A 14,738-nucleotide genomic window follows, 5' to 3' on the forward strand; every position below is an offset into this window, starting at 1 on the left:
CGAGGCTGGCAGAATCCTGTGACCCGGCGCAGTGATTCCCGTGCGGCGCGTCAGCCTGCGAGAACCGTGTCGACTCCCGTGAGAATCCGATCGACGTCCGGGAGGTGGTGCCGCTCGAGGCGTGCCGGCGGGTACGGAACGTGGAAGCCCGTGACCCGCTGGACGGGTGCCTCCAGCGAGTAGAAGCACTCCTGCGACACCTGGGCCGCCACCTCCGCCGCGATGCCGAGGTAGCCCGTGTCCTCGTGCACGACGACGAGGCGCCCGGTCCGACGCACGGACCGACAGACCGTGTCGGTGTCCAGCGGTGAGAGGGACCGGAGATCGATGACCTCGAGGCTGTGGCCCTCGGACTCCGCCACCTCGGCTGCCTTCAGTGCGGTCTGCACCATCGACCCGTAGGCCACCACTGTCGCATCGGTACCGGTGCGGCACACGCGAGCGGCGTCCAGCGGCAGATCGGGCGCATCGGTGGCCCATTCGCCCTTGTCCCAGTACCGACGCTTGGGCTCGAGGAAGACGACGGGGTCCTCCGAGTGCACGGCCTGCTGGATCATCCAGTACGCGTCGTGGGGCGTGCTCGGGCTGACCACGCGCAGGCCCGCCGTGTGGGCGAAGTACGCCTCGGGAGATTCCGAATGGTGTTCGACGGCTCCGATGCCACCACCGAACGGGATGCGGATGACCATCGGGGCGCCGATGCGACCGGCGGTGCGGTACCGGATCTTGGCCACCTGGGACACGATCTGGTCGAAGGCCGGATAGACGAACCCGTCGAACTGGATCTCGACGACGGGGCGGTAGCCGCGCAGCGCCATGCCGAACGCGGTGCCCACCATGCCGGACTCGGCGAGGGGCATGTCGAGCACGCGCTGATCGCCGAAGTCCTTCTGCAGTCTGTCGGTCACGCGGAACACACCGCCGAGCTTGCCGATGTCGAGGCCCATCAGCACGACTTTGTCGTCGGCCTCGAGGGAGGCGCGGAGACCTGCGTTGATCGCACCACCGAGGGTGCCCTTGACGTGGAGATCGGACGACGCGGTGGTCGCGCCGGCGCGGGAGAGGGTTCCGGTGGTCATCGCAGTGTCTCCTTCTGGCGGTCCACCACAGCGTGGGGTTCGGCGTAGACGTGGTCGAGCAGGGTGGACGACTCCGGATCGACGGCGGAGATCGTGGCGGAGCGGAGCCGGGCGGCGACGTCGTCGGCGGTCGCGGCGATGCCCTCGCGCACGGAGGGTGTCAGGGCGCCCTCGCGGGTGAGCAGTCTGTCGAGGCGGTCCAACGGATCGCGCGCCGCCCACACGTCGCGCTCGGCGTCGGCGCGGTACCGCGTCGGATCGTCCGAGGTGGTGTGCGGGCCCATGCGGTAGGTCATGGCCTCGATGAACGTGGGGCCTCCGCCGGTGCGGGCGCGGTGCGCGGCGGCACGGGTGACGGCGAGGACGGCGAGGGCATCGTTGCCGTCGACCCGCAGGGCGGGCATGCCGAAGCCGGCGGCGCGGGAGGCGAGCGGCAGCGGACTCTGCAGCGCAACGGGCTCGCTGATGGCCCAGTGGTTGTTCTGGCAGAAGAACACGACGCCGGCCCCGAAAGAGACTGAGAACGACAGCGCCTCCGAGATGTCGCCTTCGCTGGTGGCGCCGTCGCCGAAGTAGGCGACAGTGGCGATCTCGGCACCGTCGAGCCGCGCTGCCATGGCGTAGCCGGTGGCGTGCAGTCCCTGCGCTCCGACGATGATCGCCGGGTTGGTGATGTTGTACTCGTCGGGGTCCCAGCCGGAGTGCGCAGTACCGCGCCACAGTGCGGTGAGCTTCTCCACCGGCACGCCTCGGCAGTACGCCACCGCGTGCTCGCGGTAGCTCGTGAAGATGTAGTCGTCCGCGGTGACGGCGTGGGCCGAGCCCACCTGGGCTGCTTCCTGACCCAGCAGCGGTGCCCACAGTCCCAGCTCACCCTGGCGCTGCAGCGCGGTCGCCTCGGTGTCGATGCGGCGAGCGACCACCATGTCGCGGTACATGTCGAGCATGTGGGCGGCGTCGACGTCGGCGACGAGTCGCCAGTGCTCGGGGTCGTGCACTCGTCGCCCGTCGGGCTGGACGAGCTGCACGGGATGCGCGATGCGATCGCCCCGCGGTGTGTCCGATCGGGTCATGGGCTTCCTCTCCGCCGGTGCGCGGACCTCGTCGTGAGAGGAGGGCGCACAGTGTGGACGAACCGGGTGTGGCTCACCTCACAGCATGCTCGCCTGACCGCATTGCGCAAGTGATGCGGACGAGAGTGAGCAACTCGCTCGGCGATTGCCTCCCCGACACGCACAGAACGAGCAGGATGGGCATCGGGCGACGGTGTCGGACGGTCACGCGTAGCGGTTCCCGGCCGGTTGGCTCCGCGGAGGACGGGGAACAGCAGAGCATGTCCTCTCCGGCTCCGCTCTGGGTGTTCGCTGATCAACTCGGCCCCCACGTCCACTCGTCCGAGGAGATGGTGGACCGCGACGTCGTCATCATCGAGTCGGCGCGCGCGTTGGGCCGTCGACGGGGTCATCGGCAGAAGGCGCATCTGTTGCTCAGCGGCATGCGGCACCTCGCGGACGAACTCGGCGACCGTGCCACGTACATCCGAGCCGACACCTACCGCGAGGGCCTCGCCCGCGTCGGGCGCCCGGTCGTCGTGCACGAACCGACGTCGCGGCGTGCGGAGGCCTTCGTCCGTCGTCTGGCCGACGAGGGTCTGGTCGAGGAGATCGTGCCGACCCCGACGTTCGCCCTGTCCCGTGCGGACTTCGCCGAGTGGGCGGGCGGCAAGAAGTCGTTCCTGATGGAGAACTTCTACCGAGAGCAGCGCCGCCGGTTCGACATCCTGATGGACGGCGAGAACCCGGTGAGCGGCACCTGGAACCTCGACGCGGAGAACAGGGAGAAGCCGCCCAAGAAGCGGACGACACTCGGTGTTCCCGAACCGTGGTGGCCCGAGGAGGACGACATCGACGCCGGTGTGCGCGCGGATCTCGACGCCATGGACGTCGACTGGTCCGGCGAGGACGGACCGCGTCTCTTCGCCGTCACCGCAGCCGAGGCGGCGTCGGCGCTGGAGACCTTCGCGGCCACCCGTCTCGCCACGTTCGGTCCCTACGAGGACGCCGTGATGGCGGCGGACTGGACCATGTCGCACTCGCTGCTGTCGGTGCCGTTCAACCTCGGTGTGCTGCACCCGTTGGACGCGGCGCGCGCCGCCGAGCAGGCCTACCGGGACGGGACGGCACCGCTGGCGAGCGTCGAGGGGTTCGTACGCCAGATCCTCGGGTGGCGCGAGTACGTGTGGCACCTTTACTGGCATCTGGGCGAGGACTACATGCGCACCAATGCCCTCGATGCCGACACCCCGCTGCCCGGATGGTTCCAGACCCTCGACGCGGAGGAGGTCACCGCAGCGTGCCTGTCCGACGCCCTCGCCGGCGTGCACGATCGGGGGTGGGTGCACCACATCCCGCGCCTGATGATCCTGGGAAACCATGCGCTGCAACGGGGGTACGACCCGCGGGCGCTCACCCGGTGGTTCACCGAGCACTTCGTCGACGGGTACGAGTGGGTCATGCCCGTCAACGTCTTCGGCATGAGTCAGCACGCCGACGGGGGAGTGATCGCGACCAAGCCCTACACGTCCGGCGGCGCGTACATCGACCGCATGACCGACCACTGCAAGGGCTGCGCGTTCGACCCCAAGAAGCGGGTCGGGGAGGACGCGTGTCCGTTCACGGCGGGGTACTGGGCGTTCACGCACAAGCACCGCGAGCGGCTGGCGAAGAACATGCGCACGCGCCGAGCAGTCAGTTCGATGGAGCGGCTCGGCGACATCGACGAGATCGTCGAGCAGGAGCGGCACCGGACCACTTTCTGAACTCGAGGTCGACCTCGAGTTCGTTGACCCTGAAAGCCCGTCACCCACTGCGCATGCCTACTATCTGAATGATGCGGGTCACAGACAAGGTCGCCATCGTCACGGGAGGTGGCGCCGGTATCGGCGCCGCCCTCGCCACTGCACTGGTCGAGGCCGGGAACTCGGTCCTGGTCGCCGATCTCGACGGGGCGGCCGCCGATGCGGTCGCCGCGCGACTGGGGGAGCGGTGCATCGCCGTCGGCGGCGACGTCGCCGACGACGCGGTGATCGCCCAGATGATCGAGCGGGTCGAGGAGGCGTTCGGGCCACTCGACATCTACATCGCCAATGCCGGGACGACGGCAGGGATGGGGCTCGACAGCACCGACGCCGCCTGGGACACCGCGCTGTCGGTCAACGTCCTCGCCCATGTGCGCGCTGCGCGCGTGGTGATCCCGCGATGGATCGAGCGCGGAACGCACGGCTACTTCCTGTCCACCGCGTCCGCGGCGGGCCTGCTCACCCAGATCGGATCGGCCACCTACTCGGTGTCCAAGCACGCCGCCGTCGGCTTCGCCGAATGGTTGTCGGTCACCTACGGCGACAGAGGCATCGCGGTGAGCTGCCTGTGCCCGATGGGCGTCAACACGGCACTCCTGAACTCGGGCTTCGACAGTGACGCTGAAGGTGCCTCGGTGGCGGCGTCCGCCGTGACCGGCGCCGGCACCGTCCTCGAACCGGAGGACGTCGCTCGCATCGTCCTCGAGGCGATGGAGACCGAGAAGTTCCTCGTTCTCCCGCACCCCGAGGTGCTCACGTTCTACTCGCACAAGAGTGCCGACTACGACCGGTGGATCGCCGGGATGCGTCGGTACCGAACATCTCTCGAGACGGCCGCACGGCCAGGACAGGATCGCTGACATGGATTTCGCGTACTCGGATCGGTGCAAGGACTACCAGCAGCGCCTGCTGGCGTTCATGGACGAGAAGGTCTATCCGGCGGAGGCGGTCTACGCCCAGCAGATCCTGGAGTCCGGTGATCCGCACTTCCAGCCGCCGATCCTCGAGGAGCTCAAGGCCGACGCGAAGTCGCGCGGCCTCTGGAACCTCTTCCATCCGGATCCCGCCTACGGCCCCGGTCTGACCAACGCCGAGTACGCGCCGCTCGCGGAGATCATGGGCCGCAGCCCCGCGATCGCGCCCGAGGCCTGTAACTGCGCCGCACCCGACACCGGCAACATGGAGGTGTTCACCCGCTTCGGCACGGACGAGCACAAGGAGAAGTGGCTCGCACCGTTGCTCGAGGGCACCATCCGCTCCGCTTTCGCCATGACGGAGCCCGATGTCGCCAGCTCCGACGCGACGAACATCGCGATGTCCATGGTGGCCGACGGCGAGGACTGGATCCTGAATGGTCGGAAGTGGTGGACTTCCAACGCTTTGCACCAGAACTGCAAGGTCTTGATCGTCATGGGCAAGACCGCGCCCGAGGCGTCGACGTACGAGCAGCAGTCGATGATGGTCGTGCCGATCGACGCGCCGGGCGTCACCGTCCTGCGCGGACTGCCCGTGTTCGGGTACCAGGACCGCGAGGGTCACGCCGAGGTCCTGTTCGAGAACGTCCGCGTCCCCGGCAAGGACGTGCTCGCCGGACCGGGTGCCGGCTTCATGATCGGCCAGGCACGTCTCGGCCCCGGCCGAATCCACCACTGCATGCGGGCGATCGGCATGGCCGAGCGCGCACTGGAACTCATGTGTGACCGTGCGTCGTCCCGCGTGGCGTTCGGCAAGCCGATCGCGGCGCAGGCCAACATCCAGGACTGGATCGCCGAAGCCCGCATCGACATCGAGATGGCGCGCCTGCTCACGCTGAAGGCCGCCTGGATGATGGACGAGTTCAGCAACAAGGAAGCGCGCGTGGAGATCGCGGCCATCAAGGTCGCCGCGCCCGCGATGGCCCTCAAGATCGTCGACCGCGCCATCCAGGTTCACGGCGGCGGCGGTGTCTCCGACGACTTCCCGCTCGCCAGCATGTACGCCCACCTGCGGACCCTGCGTCTCGCCGACGGTCCGGACGAGGTGCACAAGCGGACCATCGCACGCACCGAGCTGGCGCCCTACCGGAAGATCGACAAGTGACGACGGGAACGACACCGGGCCTCGACGACGGTGCGGTCACGACGTGGATGGAGAGCCTCGACATCGGGGTCTCGGGGCCACTGACCTTCGAGCGCATCGGTAACGGGCAGTCGAATCTGACTTTCGCGGTGACCGACGCCGCGGGCAGCAACTGGGTCCTGCGGCGTCCGCCGCTGGGCACGTTGCTGGCGTCGGCACACGACGTCGCTCGCGAGTACCGCATCCTGTCGGCGTTGCAGCACACCGCCGTTCCGGTGCCGACGACGATCGCACTGACGGACGATCCGTCGGTCACCGATGCGCCCCTCGTCCTGATGAGTCATGTCGACGGGTTGGTGGTCGACAGCCCGACTGTCGCGGAGACACTGTCGCAGGCACGTCGTCGGACGATCGGTGAGGCCATGCCCGCCACGCTCGGCAAGATCCACGCCGTGGATCTGGAGAGCACCGGCCTGGTGGATCTCGCCAGCCACAAGCCCTATGCCGCACGGCAACTGAAGCGATGGTCGTCGCAGTGGGCGCAGTCGAAGACGCGGGACGTTCCGGACATCGAGCGCCTTGCCACCGCGCTGGCGGCGTCGGCTCCGGAGCAGGCCGAGGTCTCGTTGGTGCACGGCGACTTCCATCTGAGCAACATCATCACCAGCGGAGCCGGTGAGGGAAGTGTCGACGACGCGATCGTCGCGGTGGTCGACTGGGAGCTGTGCACGCTGGGCGAGCCGCTCGCGGACGTCGGTGCGCTGCTGGCCTACTGGTCGGAGGCCGACGACGACAACGCGGGCATGTTCATGTCCTCCACGTTGCCGGGCTTCCCGACGAGGAACGAGCTGGTCGAGCTCTATGCCGCCGCCACCGGCCGCGACGTCTCCGCGGTGGGGTACTGGCACACCCTCGCGCTGTGGAAGCTGTCCGTCATCGCCGAGGGCGTCATGCGCCGGGCCATCGACGACGAGCGCAACCGGGCACGCGACGGTTCGCCGACGACGGATCTGGTGGACGGCATCATCGGCCGCGCCGTCGCCACGGCGGAGGAGGCCGGGATCCTTTGAGTGGGCTCCGCCCCCGTGCGCCTTTCGCGTACCCCTGGATACGCGAAAGGCGCACGAGGAGCGCCGGTCCTCAGGCGCGTCGGGTGAGGCCCAGTCGGACGACGAGACCGAGCACGAGCGCCCAGAAGGCCGAGCCGATCCCCGCGATCGCCACACCCGAGGCGGCGACGACGAACGTGATGGCCGCCGGCACCCGGTCCGCCTCGGTGCTCAACGCGGCGGCCAGCGATGCCGCGAGGGTTGCCAGCAACGCCAGTCCCGCAACGGTTTCCACGATGCCGGCCGGCGCGAGGGCGACGAGGGTCGCCAGCGCCGCCGAGGCGAGCGCGAGGGCCAGGTAGCACGCCCCGGCAGCCACCGCCGCGATCCACCGACGATCCTTGTCCGGGTGCGCGTCCGGGGCGGCCGCGAGCGCTGCGCTGATGGCAGCGAGGTTGACGGCGTGAACGCCGGCGGGTGCGGTGATCGCTGTGCCGACACCGGTGACGGTCATCGAGGCTCGCCACGGTACCGCGTAGCCGAAGGAGGCCATGACGGCCGTTCCCGGGATGTTCTGCGACGCCATCGTCACGATGTAGAGCGGCAGTGCGATGCCGATCAGCGCCTGCCACGTCCAGGTGGGTGCGACGAGGTCGAGGCTCGGGAGCAGCGATCGGGCGCCGATCTCGGTGTCGCCCGTCGTGAGCGAGATGCCGATGACCACTGCGGCGACGGCGAAGGCCGCCGGTACCGCCCAGCGCGGGGAGAAGCGCAGCAGCACGACCCATGTGACGACGACGGGGGCGACCGCCGCGGGATTGTCCGCGAGGGCCCGCACGGGTTCGAGACACAGTGGCAGGATGACGCCGGCGAGCATCGCCTGTGCCAACGACACCGGGATCGCCGCGATGACGCGGCCGAGGCCGGACCACACTCCGGTGAGCACGATTGCGATGCCCACGGTCACGAACGCCCCCACGGCCGCCGGCCATCCGCCGACCACCGCTCCGGTACCCGCGAGCAACGCGGCACCGGGTGTGGACCAGGCCAGTGTGATCGGAATGCGGTAGCGCAGTGCGAGACCCGTGATCCCCAGCGCCATCACCAGAGACATGGCGAAGAGCCCGGAGGCGGCCTGCGCCTCGCTGGCACCCACGGATCGGAGGCCGGTGAGGACCACCGCGAACGAGCTGGTGAACCCGACGAGCGCGGTGACCACCCCCGCGCCGATCGGCACGGCGAGGGACACCCGGCCGGGGGCTGTCACTGTCCGAGTGCCTCGACGACCGCGCGGATCTCGTCGGGGACCGGTGTCGGGCGGCGGGTCTCGGCGTCGACGTAGACGTGCACGAACCGTCCCGCCGCCGCCGGGGTCAAGTTTTCGCCGTCCACCCGGAAGATGCTCAGCGCGTACACGATCGAGGTGTTGCCGAGCCTCTCGACGGCGATACCCACCTGCAGGTCGTCGGGAAAGCTCAGTTGGCTGAGGAACCTGCAGGACGTCTCGGCCACCACGCCGATGGCCGGGAGTGTGCGGATGTCGAGGCCGGTGCTCTGCATGAGCCACCCGTTCACCGCGGTGTCGAAGTACGAGTAGTACGTGACGTTGTTGACGTGCCCGTAGTGGTCGTTGTCCTCCCAGCGGGTGGCGACGGGCCACAGGACGGGGCAGTCGGCTGCGGACGGGACGGTGCTCTCGGTCATGCGGGTGAGGATTCCATCCCCGTGCGCCTTTCGCGTATCCCAGGGTGCGCAAAAGGCGCACGGGGCGCAGCCACGGTAGTAAGTTGGACGGGACCAGTCCGTACCGCTCGCGCCACAGATCGCTCCGGTCGCGCCGATTCTCGGGAGTACACGCCGTGGTGATGCCCGTCCACCTTCGCGACAGTGCCGTACCCAAGCACGAGCAGCTCCGCGCGATCCTGCTGCACCGGTGCACCAAGGAACTCCAGCCCGGCGATCTGATGCCGAGCGAACGGCGCCTCATGGAGGACTACGGGGTCAGTCGGATCACCGTGCGCGAGGCCATCGGTCAGCTCGTCAACGAGGGCCACCTGGTGCGGGTGCGCGGCAAGGGCACGTTCGTCGCCAGTCGGCCCGTCCAGTCGAGGCTCCACCTGGCGTCGTTCTCGGAGGAGATGCGCGCTCAGGGTCTCGAACCCACCACGGTCGTTCTCTTCGCGCGGCTCGAGGATCCGTCGGTGGCCACCATCCGTGCGCTGGACATCGCCGCGGGCGGCAAGGCGTACCACATCAAGCGGCTGCGACTGGCGGACGGAGAGCCCGTCAGCGTCGACGACGGGTGGTACGACGCCGCCGTGCTGCCGGGCCTGGTCGATCTCGATCTGAGCAAGTCCATCTACGACGCGGTGTCCTCCCACTACGGGCAGACCATCGATCGCGCCGAGCAGACGGTCAGCGCGACGGCGGCCGACAACGACACCGCGACGCTGCTGGGGACGAAGCGTGGGGCGCCGGTGCTGTACTTCGACCGGGTGTCGTTCAGCGGTGACCGGCCGATCGAACACACGGAGAGCTGGTACCGCTGCGATCGGTATCAGCTCACGATGGAGGTCCAGGGCGGGCGGCGGCCACAGCGTCGCTGACGTCCACAGCCGACAGCGTCGCCGACGCCGTTCGCTCGTACACTTCGGTCGAGGCGTTCCATCCGCAGATCGAAAGGCTCCTCCGTGCCCACTCCCCGTTCGCTCACCGGTCGCACCATCGTCGTGACGGGAGCGAGCGACGGTATCGGGCGCATCGCCGCGCGCACCCTGGCGGAACGCGGTGCGGAGGTGCTCGTCGTGGGCCGCTCACCGGAGAAGACCGCCGCCGCGGCCTCGGAGATCGGTGGTCGCGCGTTCGTGGCCGACTTCGCCTCGTTCGACGACGTGCGACGGGTCGCGGACGAGCTGCGGGATTCCGTCGATCACATCGACGTCCTGTTGAACAACGCGGGTGGAACGTTCGATCCGTCGAAGCGCACCGCCGACGGGCACGAGCCGAACGTCCAGATCAATCACCTGTCGCCGTTTCTGCTCACCCACCTGCTGCTCGACCGACTCGGCGGTTCGGCGGGCAGTCGCATCGTGAACACGTCGTCCGTGGGCAACCTCGGTGGACGAATCGATCTGCAGGACATCGCCTACGACCGTTCCTCGCCGGCCGAGTTCCGCGCCTACTGCACCAGCAAGCTGATGAACATCGGCTTCACCCGCGGCGCCACGGAGCGGTGGTCCGACCGCGGCATCACGTCGGTGGCCGTCCATCCCGGAGCGGTGCGCAGCAACTTCGGCAACGCCAACGTCCTGTTCCGGGTGATTTACCGGACTCCGCTGAAGTACGTGGCCTCGATCAGTGCCGAGTCGGGCGCCGAGCCGTTGGTGTCGGTGGCCGTCGACAGGCCGGACGCCGAGGTCGCCGGCATCTACTACAGCCGCCACAAGGCTCGCGGTCGCACGAACGGGCAGGTCGACGATCCCGCCGTGGTCGACGGGCTGTGGAGAGAGTCGGAGAAGCTGGTCGGGCTGGCCTGACCCCGGCCCGTCAGAGGACGAAGAGCGGCTCGCCGGCAGTGACGGACGACCCGACCGACGGCGTCGCGAAGGAGTCCGCGGCGGAGTCCATCACGACGACGGGGCACACGTCGTCGAATCCGGCGGCGGCGACAGCGGCCGGGTCGTAGCGCACGACGACGTCTCCAGCCGACACAGAGTCCTTCTCTGCTGCGACGAGTTCGAAACCCTCGCCCTTCATCGTCACGGTGTCGATACCGACGTGCACCAGCACTCCCTTCCTGTCCTCCGTCAGAACCACGAAGGCATGAGGGTGCAGCTTGAGGATGCGACCGGACACGGGCGAGTGGACGTCCACCATTCCGGTCGTCGAAGCGGGTCTGACAGCCACGCCGGCGCCGACCATCTGCGAGGAGAACACCGGGTCGGGGACGTCGGCCAGTGCGATGACGGTGCCCGCGAGCGGGCTGCCCACGGCGGTGTCGGTCACAGGATGTCGTCGATGTCCTCGGCGAGGGTGTCCGCCTCGGGCCCGACGATGACCTGCACGGCCGTCCCCTTGTGGAAGACCCCGTGTGCTCCGGCGGCCTTGAGAGCGGCCTCGTTCACGAGTGCTCCGTCTCGCACCTCGGTGCGGAGCCGCGTGATGCAGGCTTCGATCTCGACGATGTTCCCGGCTCCTCCGAGCCCGGCGACGATGGCGTCCGCCTTGGACATGCGGTGCTCCTTCCGCTCGGTGACCCGCCCCCGGCGCGATGCGATGCAGGTGGGCGTGCTCACATTTTCTGTTTGACATCAGGCTGCCACCTGGTCAAACTACAACTGGTTATGACCGGACAGTACCCGTGATGGAACCGGTCCACAACACACACGAGAAGAAGGTCGCCATGGCCGGCACGACTGCCACCGGGAACACCGCACCACAGACGCCCACCGAGAAGAAGGACTCCCGCGCACTCGCCGGGTTGCAGCGATTCGGGCGCAGTCTCATGCTGCCCATCGCCGTGCTCCCCGCCGCAGGCATCCTGCTCCGCATCGGCCAGCCCGATCTGCTCGGACGCTTCACCCCGCTCGAGACCACCGCATCGGTGATCTCGGCCGCGGGGCAGTCGGTCTTCACGTGGCTTCCCCTCATCTTCGCAGTCGGCATCGCGATCGGCTGGGCGAAGAAGTCGGACGGCTCCACCGCGTTGGCCGCGGTGGTCGGTTACATGGTGGTCGACGGCGTCTTCACGGCCATGTCGCCGGTGGTGCTCGACGGCGAGGTCGACGCGAACGGCGACCCTGCCGTCATCGACTACGGCGTGCTGGCCGGCATCATCATCGGTCTGCTCTCCGCCGTTCTCTGGCAACGCTTCTACCGTCAGAAGCTGCCCGACTACCTGGGCTTCTTCAGCGGCCGACGCCTCGTCCCGATCCTGACGGCGATCACCGGTCTCGTGGTCGGCGTCCTGATGTCCTTCGTGTACCCGCTGTTCTACAGCGCCCTGAACTGGGTGGGCACCACCGTCGCCGATCACTCCGTCGTGGGCAGCGGTATCTACGGTTTCGCCAATCGCATGCTCATCCCGACCGGCCTGCACCACATCCTCAACTCCGTCGTGTGGTTCCTCGTCGGTGACTACACGGACGCGAGCGGCCAGATCGTCCGAGGCGACCTCAACCGCTTCTTCGCCGGGGACCCGAGCGCCGGAGTGTTCATGACCGGCTTCTTCCCGATCATGATGTTCGCGCTGCCCGCCGCCGCCTTCGCGATCTACCGCAACGCGAAGCCGTCGCAGAAGAAGCTCGTCGGCGGCATCATGCTCTCGACCGGTCTCACGGCCTTCGTCACCGGTATCACCGAGCCGCTCGAGTACTCGTTCATGTTCGTCGCCTGGCCGCTCTACATCGTGCACGCGGTGCTGACCGGTACCTCGATGGCGTTGACCAACGCACTGGGCATCCACGACGGCTTCTTCTTCTCCGCGGGCGGTATCGACTACCTGCTGAACTACGGCATCGCCACCAAGGCATGGCTTCTCATCCCGATCGGCCTGGTCTACGCCGTCATCTACTACGTGCTGTTCAGCTTCGTCATCAAGAAGTGGAACCTGCGCACGCCCGGACGTGAGGACGACGTGACCCTCGACGACGCGGCGGTGACCACCGGCGCACCGGCGGCCACCACCGCATCGACGGACGCCACGACCGCGCCGACGGACAAGCCGGCCGGCGGCGGCTCGGCGTGACCCTCCTCCGCGGGCGCGTCGTCCTGGTGGACGGCGTGCTCGAGGACGGGGTGGTGGAGTTCGAGGACGATCGGATCGTCCGGGTGGGCCCGGCCCGCGGGCGGACGGACATCGCCGTCCCGCCGTCGTCCTCGACGATTCTGCCGGGCATGGTGGACGTGCACTGCCACGGCGGCGGGGGAGCAGGCTTTCCCGATGCCACGGCCGACGCCGTCGATGCCGCTGTCGCGCATCACGTGCGCAGCGGGACGACGAGCATGCTCGCCTCCCTCGTGTCCGCCCCGCGCGAGGTGCTCGTCGACAGGACGACACTGCTGGCGGAGCTGTGGCGCCGCGGCGACATCGCGGGCGTTCATCTCGAGGGGCCGTTCCTCGCCCGTAGCCGTTGCGGTGCACAGGATCCGGCGGCGATCGTTCCGGGTGATCCGCGTCTCCTCGAGGCCGTGGTGACGGCCGGCGGGGGAGCCGTGCGGTCGATGACGCTGGCACCGGAGACCGCGAACCTGGACGCCCTCGCTCGGGTGATGGCCGAGAACGACATCCGTCCGAGCGTGGGCCACACCGACGCCGATGCGGCCACGGTCACGGCAGCGCTGGCGCGGCTGACCGGGCCGGTGAGCGCCACCCATCTGTTCAACGGGATGCCGCCGCTGCACCATCGGTCGCCCGGACCGGTGGCCGCGTGTCTCGCGGCGGCGGGACGCGGCGAGATGGTGCTCGAACTCATCGGTGACGGAGTGCATCTCGATTCCTGGACGGTCGCCATGGTGGTCGACCTCGTCGGACCCGACGGCATCGTGTTCGTCTCCGACGCCATGGCCGCGGCCGGGATGAGCGACGGCCCTTACCGATTGGGCTCGCTCGACGTGACGGTCGCGGACGGGGTGGCGCGCCTGACGCAGGACGGCGACGAGCCGGGAGCCATCGCGGGCGGAACGTCGACAGTCCTCGACATCGTGCGACGGGCGGTGGCCGAGTCGGGAGTCGACCTGGTGTCGGCGGTGCGCATGGGGGCGACCACACCGGCTCGGTTCCTCGGCCTGCAGGACACGGTGGGGCGCCTGGCGGCCGGGATGCGCGCGGACATCGTGATCACCGATGCCGATCTGACCGTGACGAGCGTCGTGAGGCGCGGACGAGTGGAAGTGGGTGTGCCGGATGGAGATCGTCATCCGTGACGACGCAGCGGCGGTGCACCGCACCGTGGCGGACATCGTCGAACGCAGGGTTCGGCAGGGTGCCGCGGTGCTGGGCGTGGCGACGGGGTCCACCCCGTTGGGGACGTACCGGGAGCTCGGTCGGCGGCATCGCGAGGAGGCGTTGTCGTTCGCGTCCTGCCGGGCGTTCCTCCTCGACGAGTACGTGGGTCTGCCGGCCGCCCATCCGCAGTCGTACCGTTCGGTGATCGCCACGGAGTTCGCTGCGGAGATCGACATCGACCCGGATGCCATCGACGGTCCGAACGGCGAGGCGGCGGACGTCGCGGCCGAGTGCGCTCGCTACGACGCCGCGATCGCCGCGTCGGGCGGTGTGGACGTGCAACTGTTGGGCATCGGGTCCGACGGCCACATCGGCTTCAACGAACCGGGGTCGTCGCTCGTCTCCCGCACGCGGGTCAAGACCCTCACGCGCCGCACGCGGGAGGACAACGCACGCTTCTTCCACTCCGCCGACGAGGTACCGCATCACGTGGTGACCCAGGGTCTGGGCACGATTCTCGAGGCCCGCCATCTGGTCCTCGTCGCACTCGGCGAGGGGAAGGCGGAGGCTCTCGCCGCGTCGGTGGAGGGGCCGCTGGCCGCGTCCTGTCCGGCGTCGGTGATCCAGATGCATCCGCACGTGACCGTGGTCGTCGACGAGGGCGCGGCGTCGGCGCTGGGGTCGAGTGACTACTACCGGTACGCGTTGTCGGAGAAACCCACATGGCAGCACTTCTGATCGTCGGACGT

General features: G+C 68.8%; 15 protein-coding genes. 9 read left to right on the plus strand and 6 right to left on the minus strand.

The window, feature by feature from the left end:
* Positions 1-50: 50 nt before the first annotated feature.
* The gene (locus ASG69_RS13300) at positions 51-1,079 is read right to left on the minus strand and encodes an alpha-ketoacid dehydrogenase subunit beta (protein WP_082544673.1); all 1,029 of its coding nucleotides are present in this window, start codon (positions 1,077-1,079) and stop codon (positions 51-53) included.
* Positions 1,076-2,152 (minus strand): pyruvate dehydrogenase (acetyl-transferring) E1 component subunit alpha, encoded by a 1,077-nt coding sequence (gene pdhA, locus ASG69_RS13305; RefSeq protein ID WP_056448450.1) that lies wholly within the window; start codon positions 2,150-2,152, stop codon positions 1,076-1,078. Before pdhA ends, ASG69_RS13300 begins: the two co-directional genes overlap by 4 nt.
* 260 nt (positions 2,153-2,412) lie before the next feature.
* On the opposite strand from pdhA, the gene ASG69_RS13310 reads away from it, so the two are divergent.
* The 4 genes from ASG69_RS13310 (at position 2,413) to ASG69_RS13325 (ending at position 7,064) form a co-directional block, all read left to right on the plus strand.
* Positions 2,413-3,897 (plus strand): cryptochrome/photolyase family protein, encoded by a 1,485-nt coding sequence (locus tag ASG69_RS13310; RefSeq protein ID WP_056448453.1) that lies wholly within the window; start codon positions 2,413-2,415, stop codon positions 3,895-3,897.
* A gap of 71 nt (positions 3,898-3,968) precedes the next feature.
* The gene (locus tag ASG69_RS13315; protein ID WP_056448579.1) at positions 3,969-4,796 is read left to right on the plus strand and encodes an SDR family oxidoreductase; all 828 of its coding nucleotides are present in this window, start codon (positions 3,969-3,971) and stop codon (positions 4,794-4,796) included.
* Between the two features lies 1 nt (position 4,797).
* Positions 4,798-6,015 (plus strand): acyl-CoA dehydrogenase family protein, encoded by a 1,218-nt coding sequence (locus tag ASG69_RS13320; protein ID WP_027507258.1) that lies wholly within the window; start codon positions 4,798-4,800, stop codon positions 6,013-6,015.
* A 47-nt stretch (positions 6,016-6,062) separates the two neighbouring features.
* Positions 6,063-7,064, plus strand: coding sequence for a phosphotransferase family protein (locus ASG69_RS13325; RefSeq protein WP_056448581.1), 1,002 nt, complete (start codon positions 6,063-6,065; stop codon positions 7,062-7,064).
* A gap of 70 nt (positions 7,065-7,134) precedes the next feature.
* Here ASG69_RS13325 and ASG69_RS13330 read toward each other — a convergent pair whose 3' ends face one another.
* Both ASG69_RS13330 and ASG69_RS13335 read right to left on the minus strand, forming a co-directional pair.
* Positions 7,135-8,310 carry a benzoate/H(+) symporter BenE family transporter gene (locus ASG69_RS13330; protein WP_056448456.1) on the minus strand — a complete coding sequence of 392 codons (1,176 nt, stop codon included), beginning with the start codon at positions 8,308-8,310 and terminating at the stop codon, positions 7,135-7,137.
* Entirely contained in the window at positions 8,307-8,747 is a 441-nt protein-coding gene (locus ASG69_RS13335) for an acyl-CoA thioesterase (RefSeq protein WP_027507255.1), read from the minus strand. The genes ASG69_RS13330 and ASG69_RS13335 overlap by 4 nt, the downstream gene beginning before the upstream one ends.
* A gap of 158 nt (positions 8,748-8,905) precedes the next feature.
* On the opposite strand from ASG69_RS13335, the gene ASG69_RS13340 reads away from it, so the two are divergent.
* Positions 8,906-9,649, plus strand: a complete 744-nt coding sequence (locus tag ASG69_RS13340; protein ID WP_056448583.1) for a GntR family transcriptional regulator — start codon at positions 8,906-8,908, stop codon at positions 9,647-9,649.
* Between the two features lie 84 nt (positions 9,650-9,733).
* A complete protein-coding gene (locus tag ASG69_RS13345) occupies positions 9,734-10,579 on the plus strand; it encodes an SDR family NAD(P)-dependent oxidoreductase (RefSeq protein WP_056448459.1) in 846 nt (281 codons plus the stop codon).
* Positions 10,580-10,589: 10 nt separating this feature from the next.
* On the opposite strand, the gene ASG69_RS13350 is transcribed toward ASG69_RS13345, so the two are convergent.
* Entirely contained in the window at positions 10,590-11,048 is a 459-nt protein-coding gene (locus ASG69_RS13350) for a PTS sugar transporter subunit IIA (RefSeq protein WP_056448462.1), read from the minus strand.
* A complete protein-coding gene (locus ASG69_RS13355) occupies positions 11,045-11,275 on the minus strand; it encodes a glucose PTS transporter subunit EIIB (protein ID WP_027507251.1) in 231 nt (76 codons plus the stop codon). Before ASG69_RS13355 ends, ASG69_RS13350 begins: the two co-directional genes overlap by 4 nt.
* 272 nt (positions 11,276-11,547) lie before the next feature.
* Between ASG69_RS13355 and ASG69_RS13360 the strand changes: the two genes are divergently transcribed.
* From ASG69_RS13360 to nagB, 3 genes are read left to right on the plus strand one after another with little or no spacing between them, the layout of a single operon-like run.
* Complete coding sequence (locus ASG69_RS13360) at positions 11,548-12,789, plus strand: PTS transporter subunit EIIC (protein WP_373425274.1); 1,242 nt, start codon at positions 11,548-11,550, stop codon at positions 12,787-12,789.
* Positions 12,786-13,967 carry an N-acetylglucosamine-6-phosphate deacetylase gene (locus ASG69_RS13365; RefSeq protein ID WP_056448464.1) on the plus strand — a complete coding sequence of 394 codons (1,182 nt, stop codon included), beginning with the start codon at positions 12,786-12,788 and terminating at the stop codon, positions 13,965-13,967. The genes ASG69_RS13360 and ASG69_RS13365 overlap by 4 nt, the downstream gene beginning before the upstream one ends.
* A complete protein-coding gene (gene nagB / locus ASG69_RS13370) occupies positions 13,948-14,727 on the plus strand; it encodes a glucosamine-6-phosphate deaminase (RefSeq protein WP_056448467.1) in 780 nt (259 codons plus the stop codon). Before ASG69_RS13365 ends, nagB begins: the two co-directional genes overlap by 20 nt.
* Positions 14,728-14,738 lie beyond the last annotated feature (11 nt).

It is taken from the genome of Rhodococcus sp. Leaf225, from assembly GCF_001426145.1.
Classification (GTDB): Bacteria; Actinomycetota; Actinomycetes; order Mycobacteriales; family Mycobacteriaceae; genus Rhodococcoides.

Bases quoted from the DNA above. Each gene is read 5' to 3' on its own strand.
- ASG69_RS13300 (WP_082544673.1), bottom strand. From the start codon at position 1,079: ATGACCACCGGAACCCTCTCCCGCGCCGGCGCGACCACCGCGTCGTCC.
- pdhA (WP_056448450.1), bottom strand. From the start codon at position 2,152: ATGACCCGATCGGACACACCGCGGGGCGATCGCATCGCGCATCCCGTG.
- ASG69_RS13310 (WP_056448453.1), top strand. From the start codon at position 2,413: ATGTCCTCTCCGGCTCCGCTCTGGGTGTTCGCTGATCAACTCGGCCCC.
- ASG69_RS13315 (WP_056448579.1), top strand. From the start codon at position 3,969: ATGCGGGTCACAGACAAGGTCGCCATCGTCACGGGAGGTGGCGCCGGT.
- ASG69_RS13320 (WP_027507258.1), top strand. From the start codon at position 4,798: ATGGATTTCGCGTACTCGGATCGGTGCAAGGACTACCAGCAGCGCCTG.
- ASG69_RS13325 (WP_056448581.1), top strand. From the start codon at position 6,063: ATGGAGAGCCTCGACATCGGGGTCTCGGGGCCACTGACCTTCGAGCGC.
- ASG69_RS13335 (WP_027507255.1), bottom strand. From the start codon at position 8,747: ATGACCGAGAGCACCGTCCCGTCCGCAGCCGACTGCCCCGTCCTGTGG.
- ASG69_RS13355 (WP_027507251.1), bottom strand. From the start codon at position 11,275: ATGTCCAAGGCGGACGCCATCGTCGCCGGGCTCGGAGGAGCCGGGAAC.
- ASG69_RS13360 (WP_373425274.1), top strand. From the start codon at position 11,548: ATGCTGCCCATCGCCGTGCTCCCCGCCGCAGGCATCCTGCTCCGCATC.
- nagB (WP_056448467.1), top strand. From the start codon at position 13,948: ATGGAGATCGTCATCCGTGACGACGCAGCGGCGGTGCACCGCACCGTG.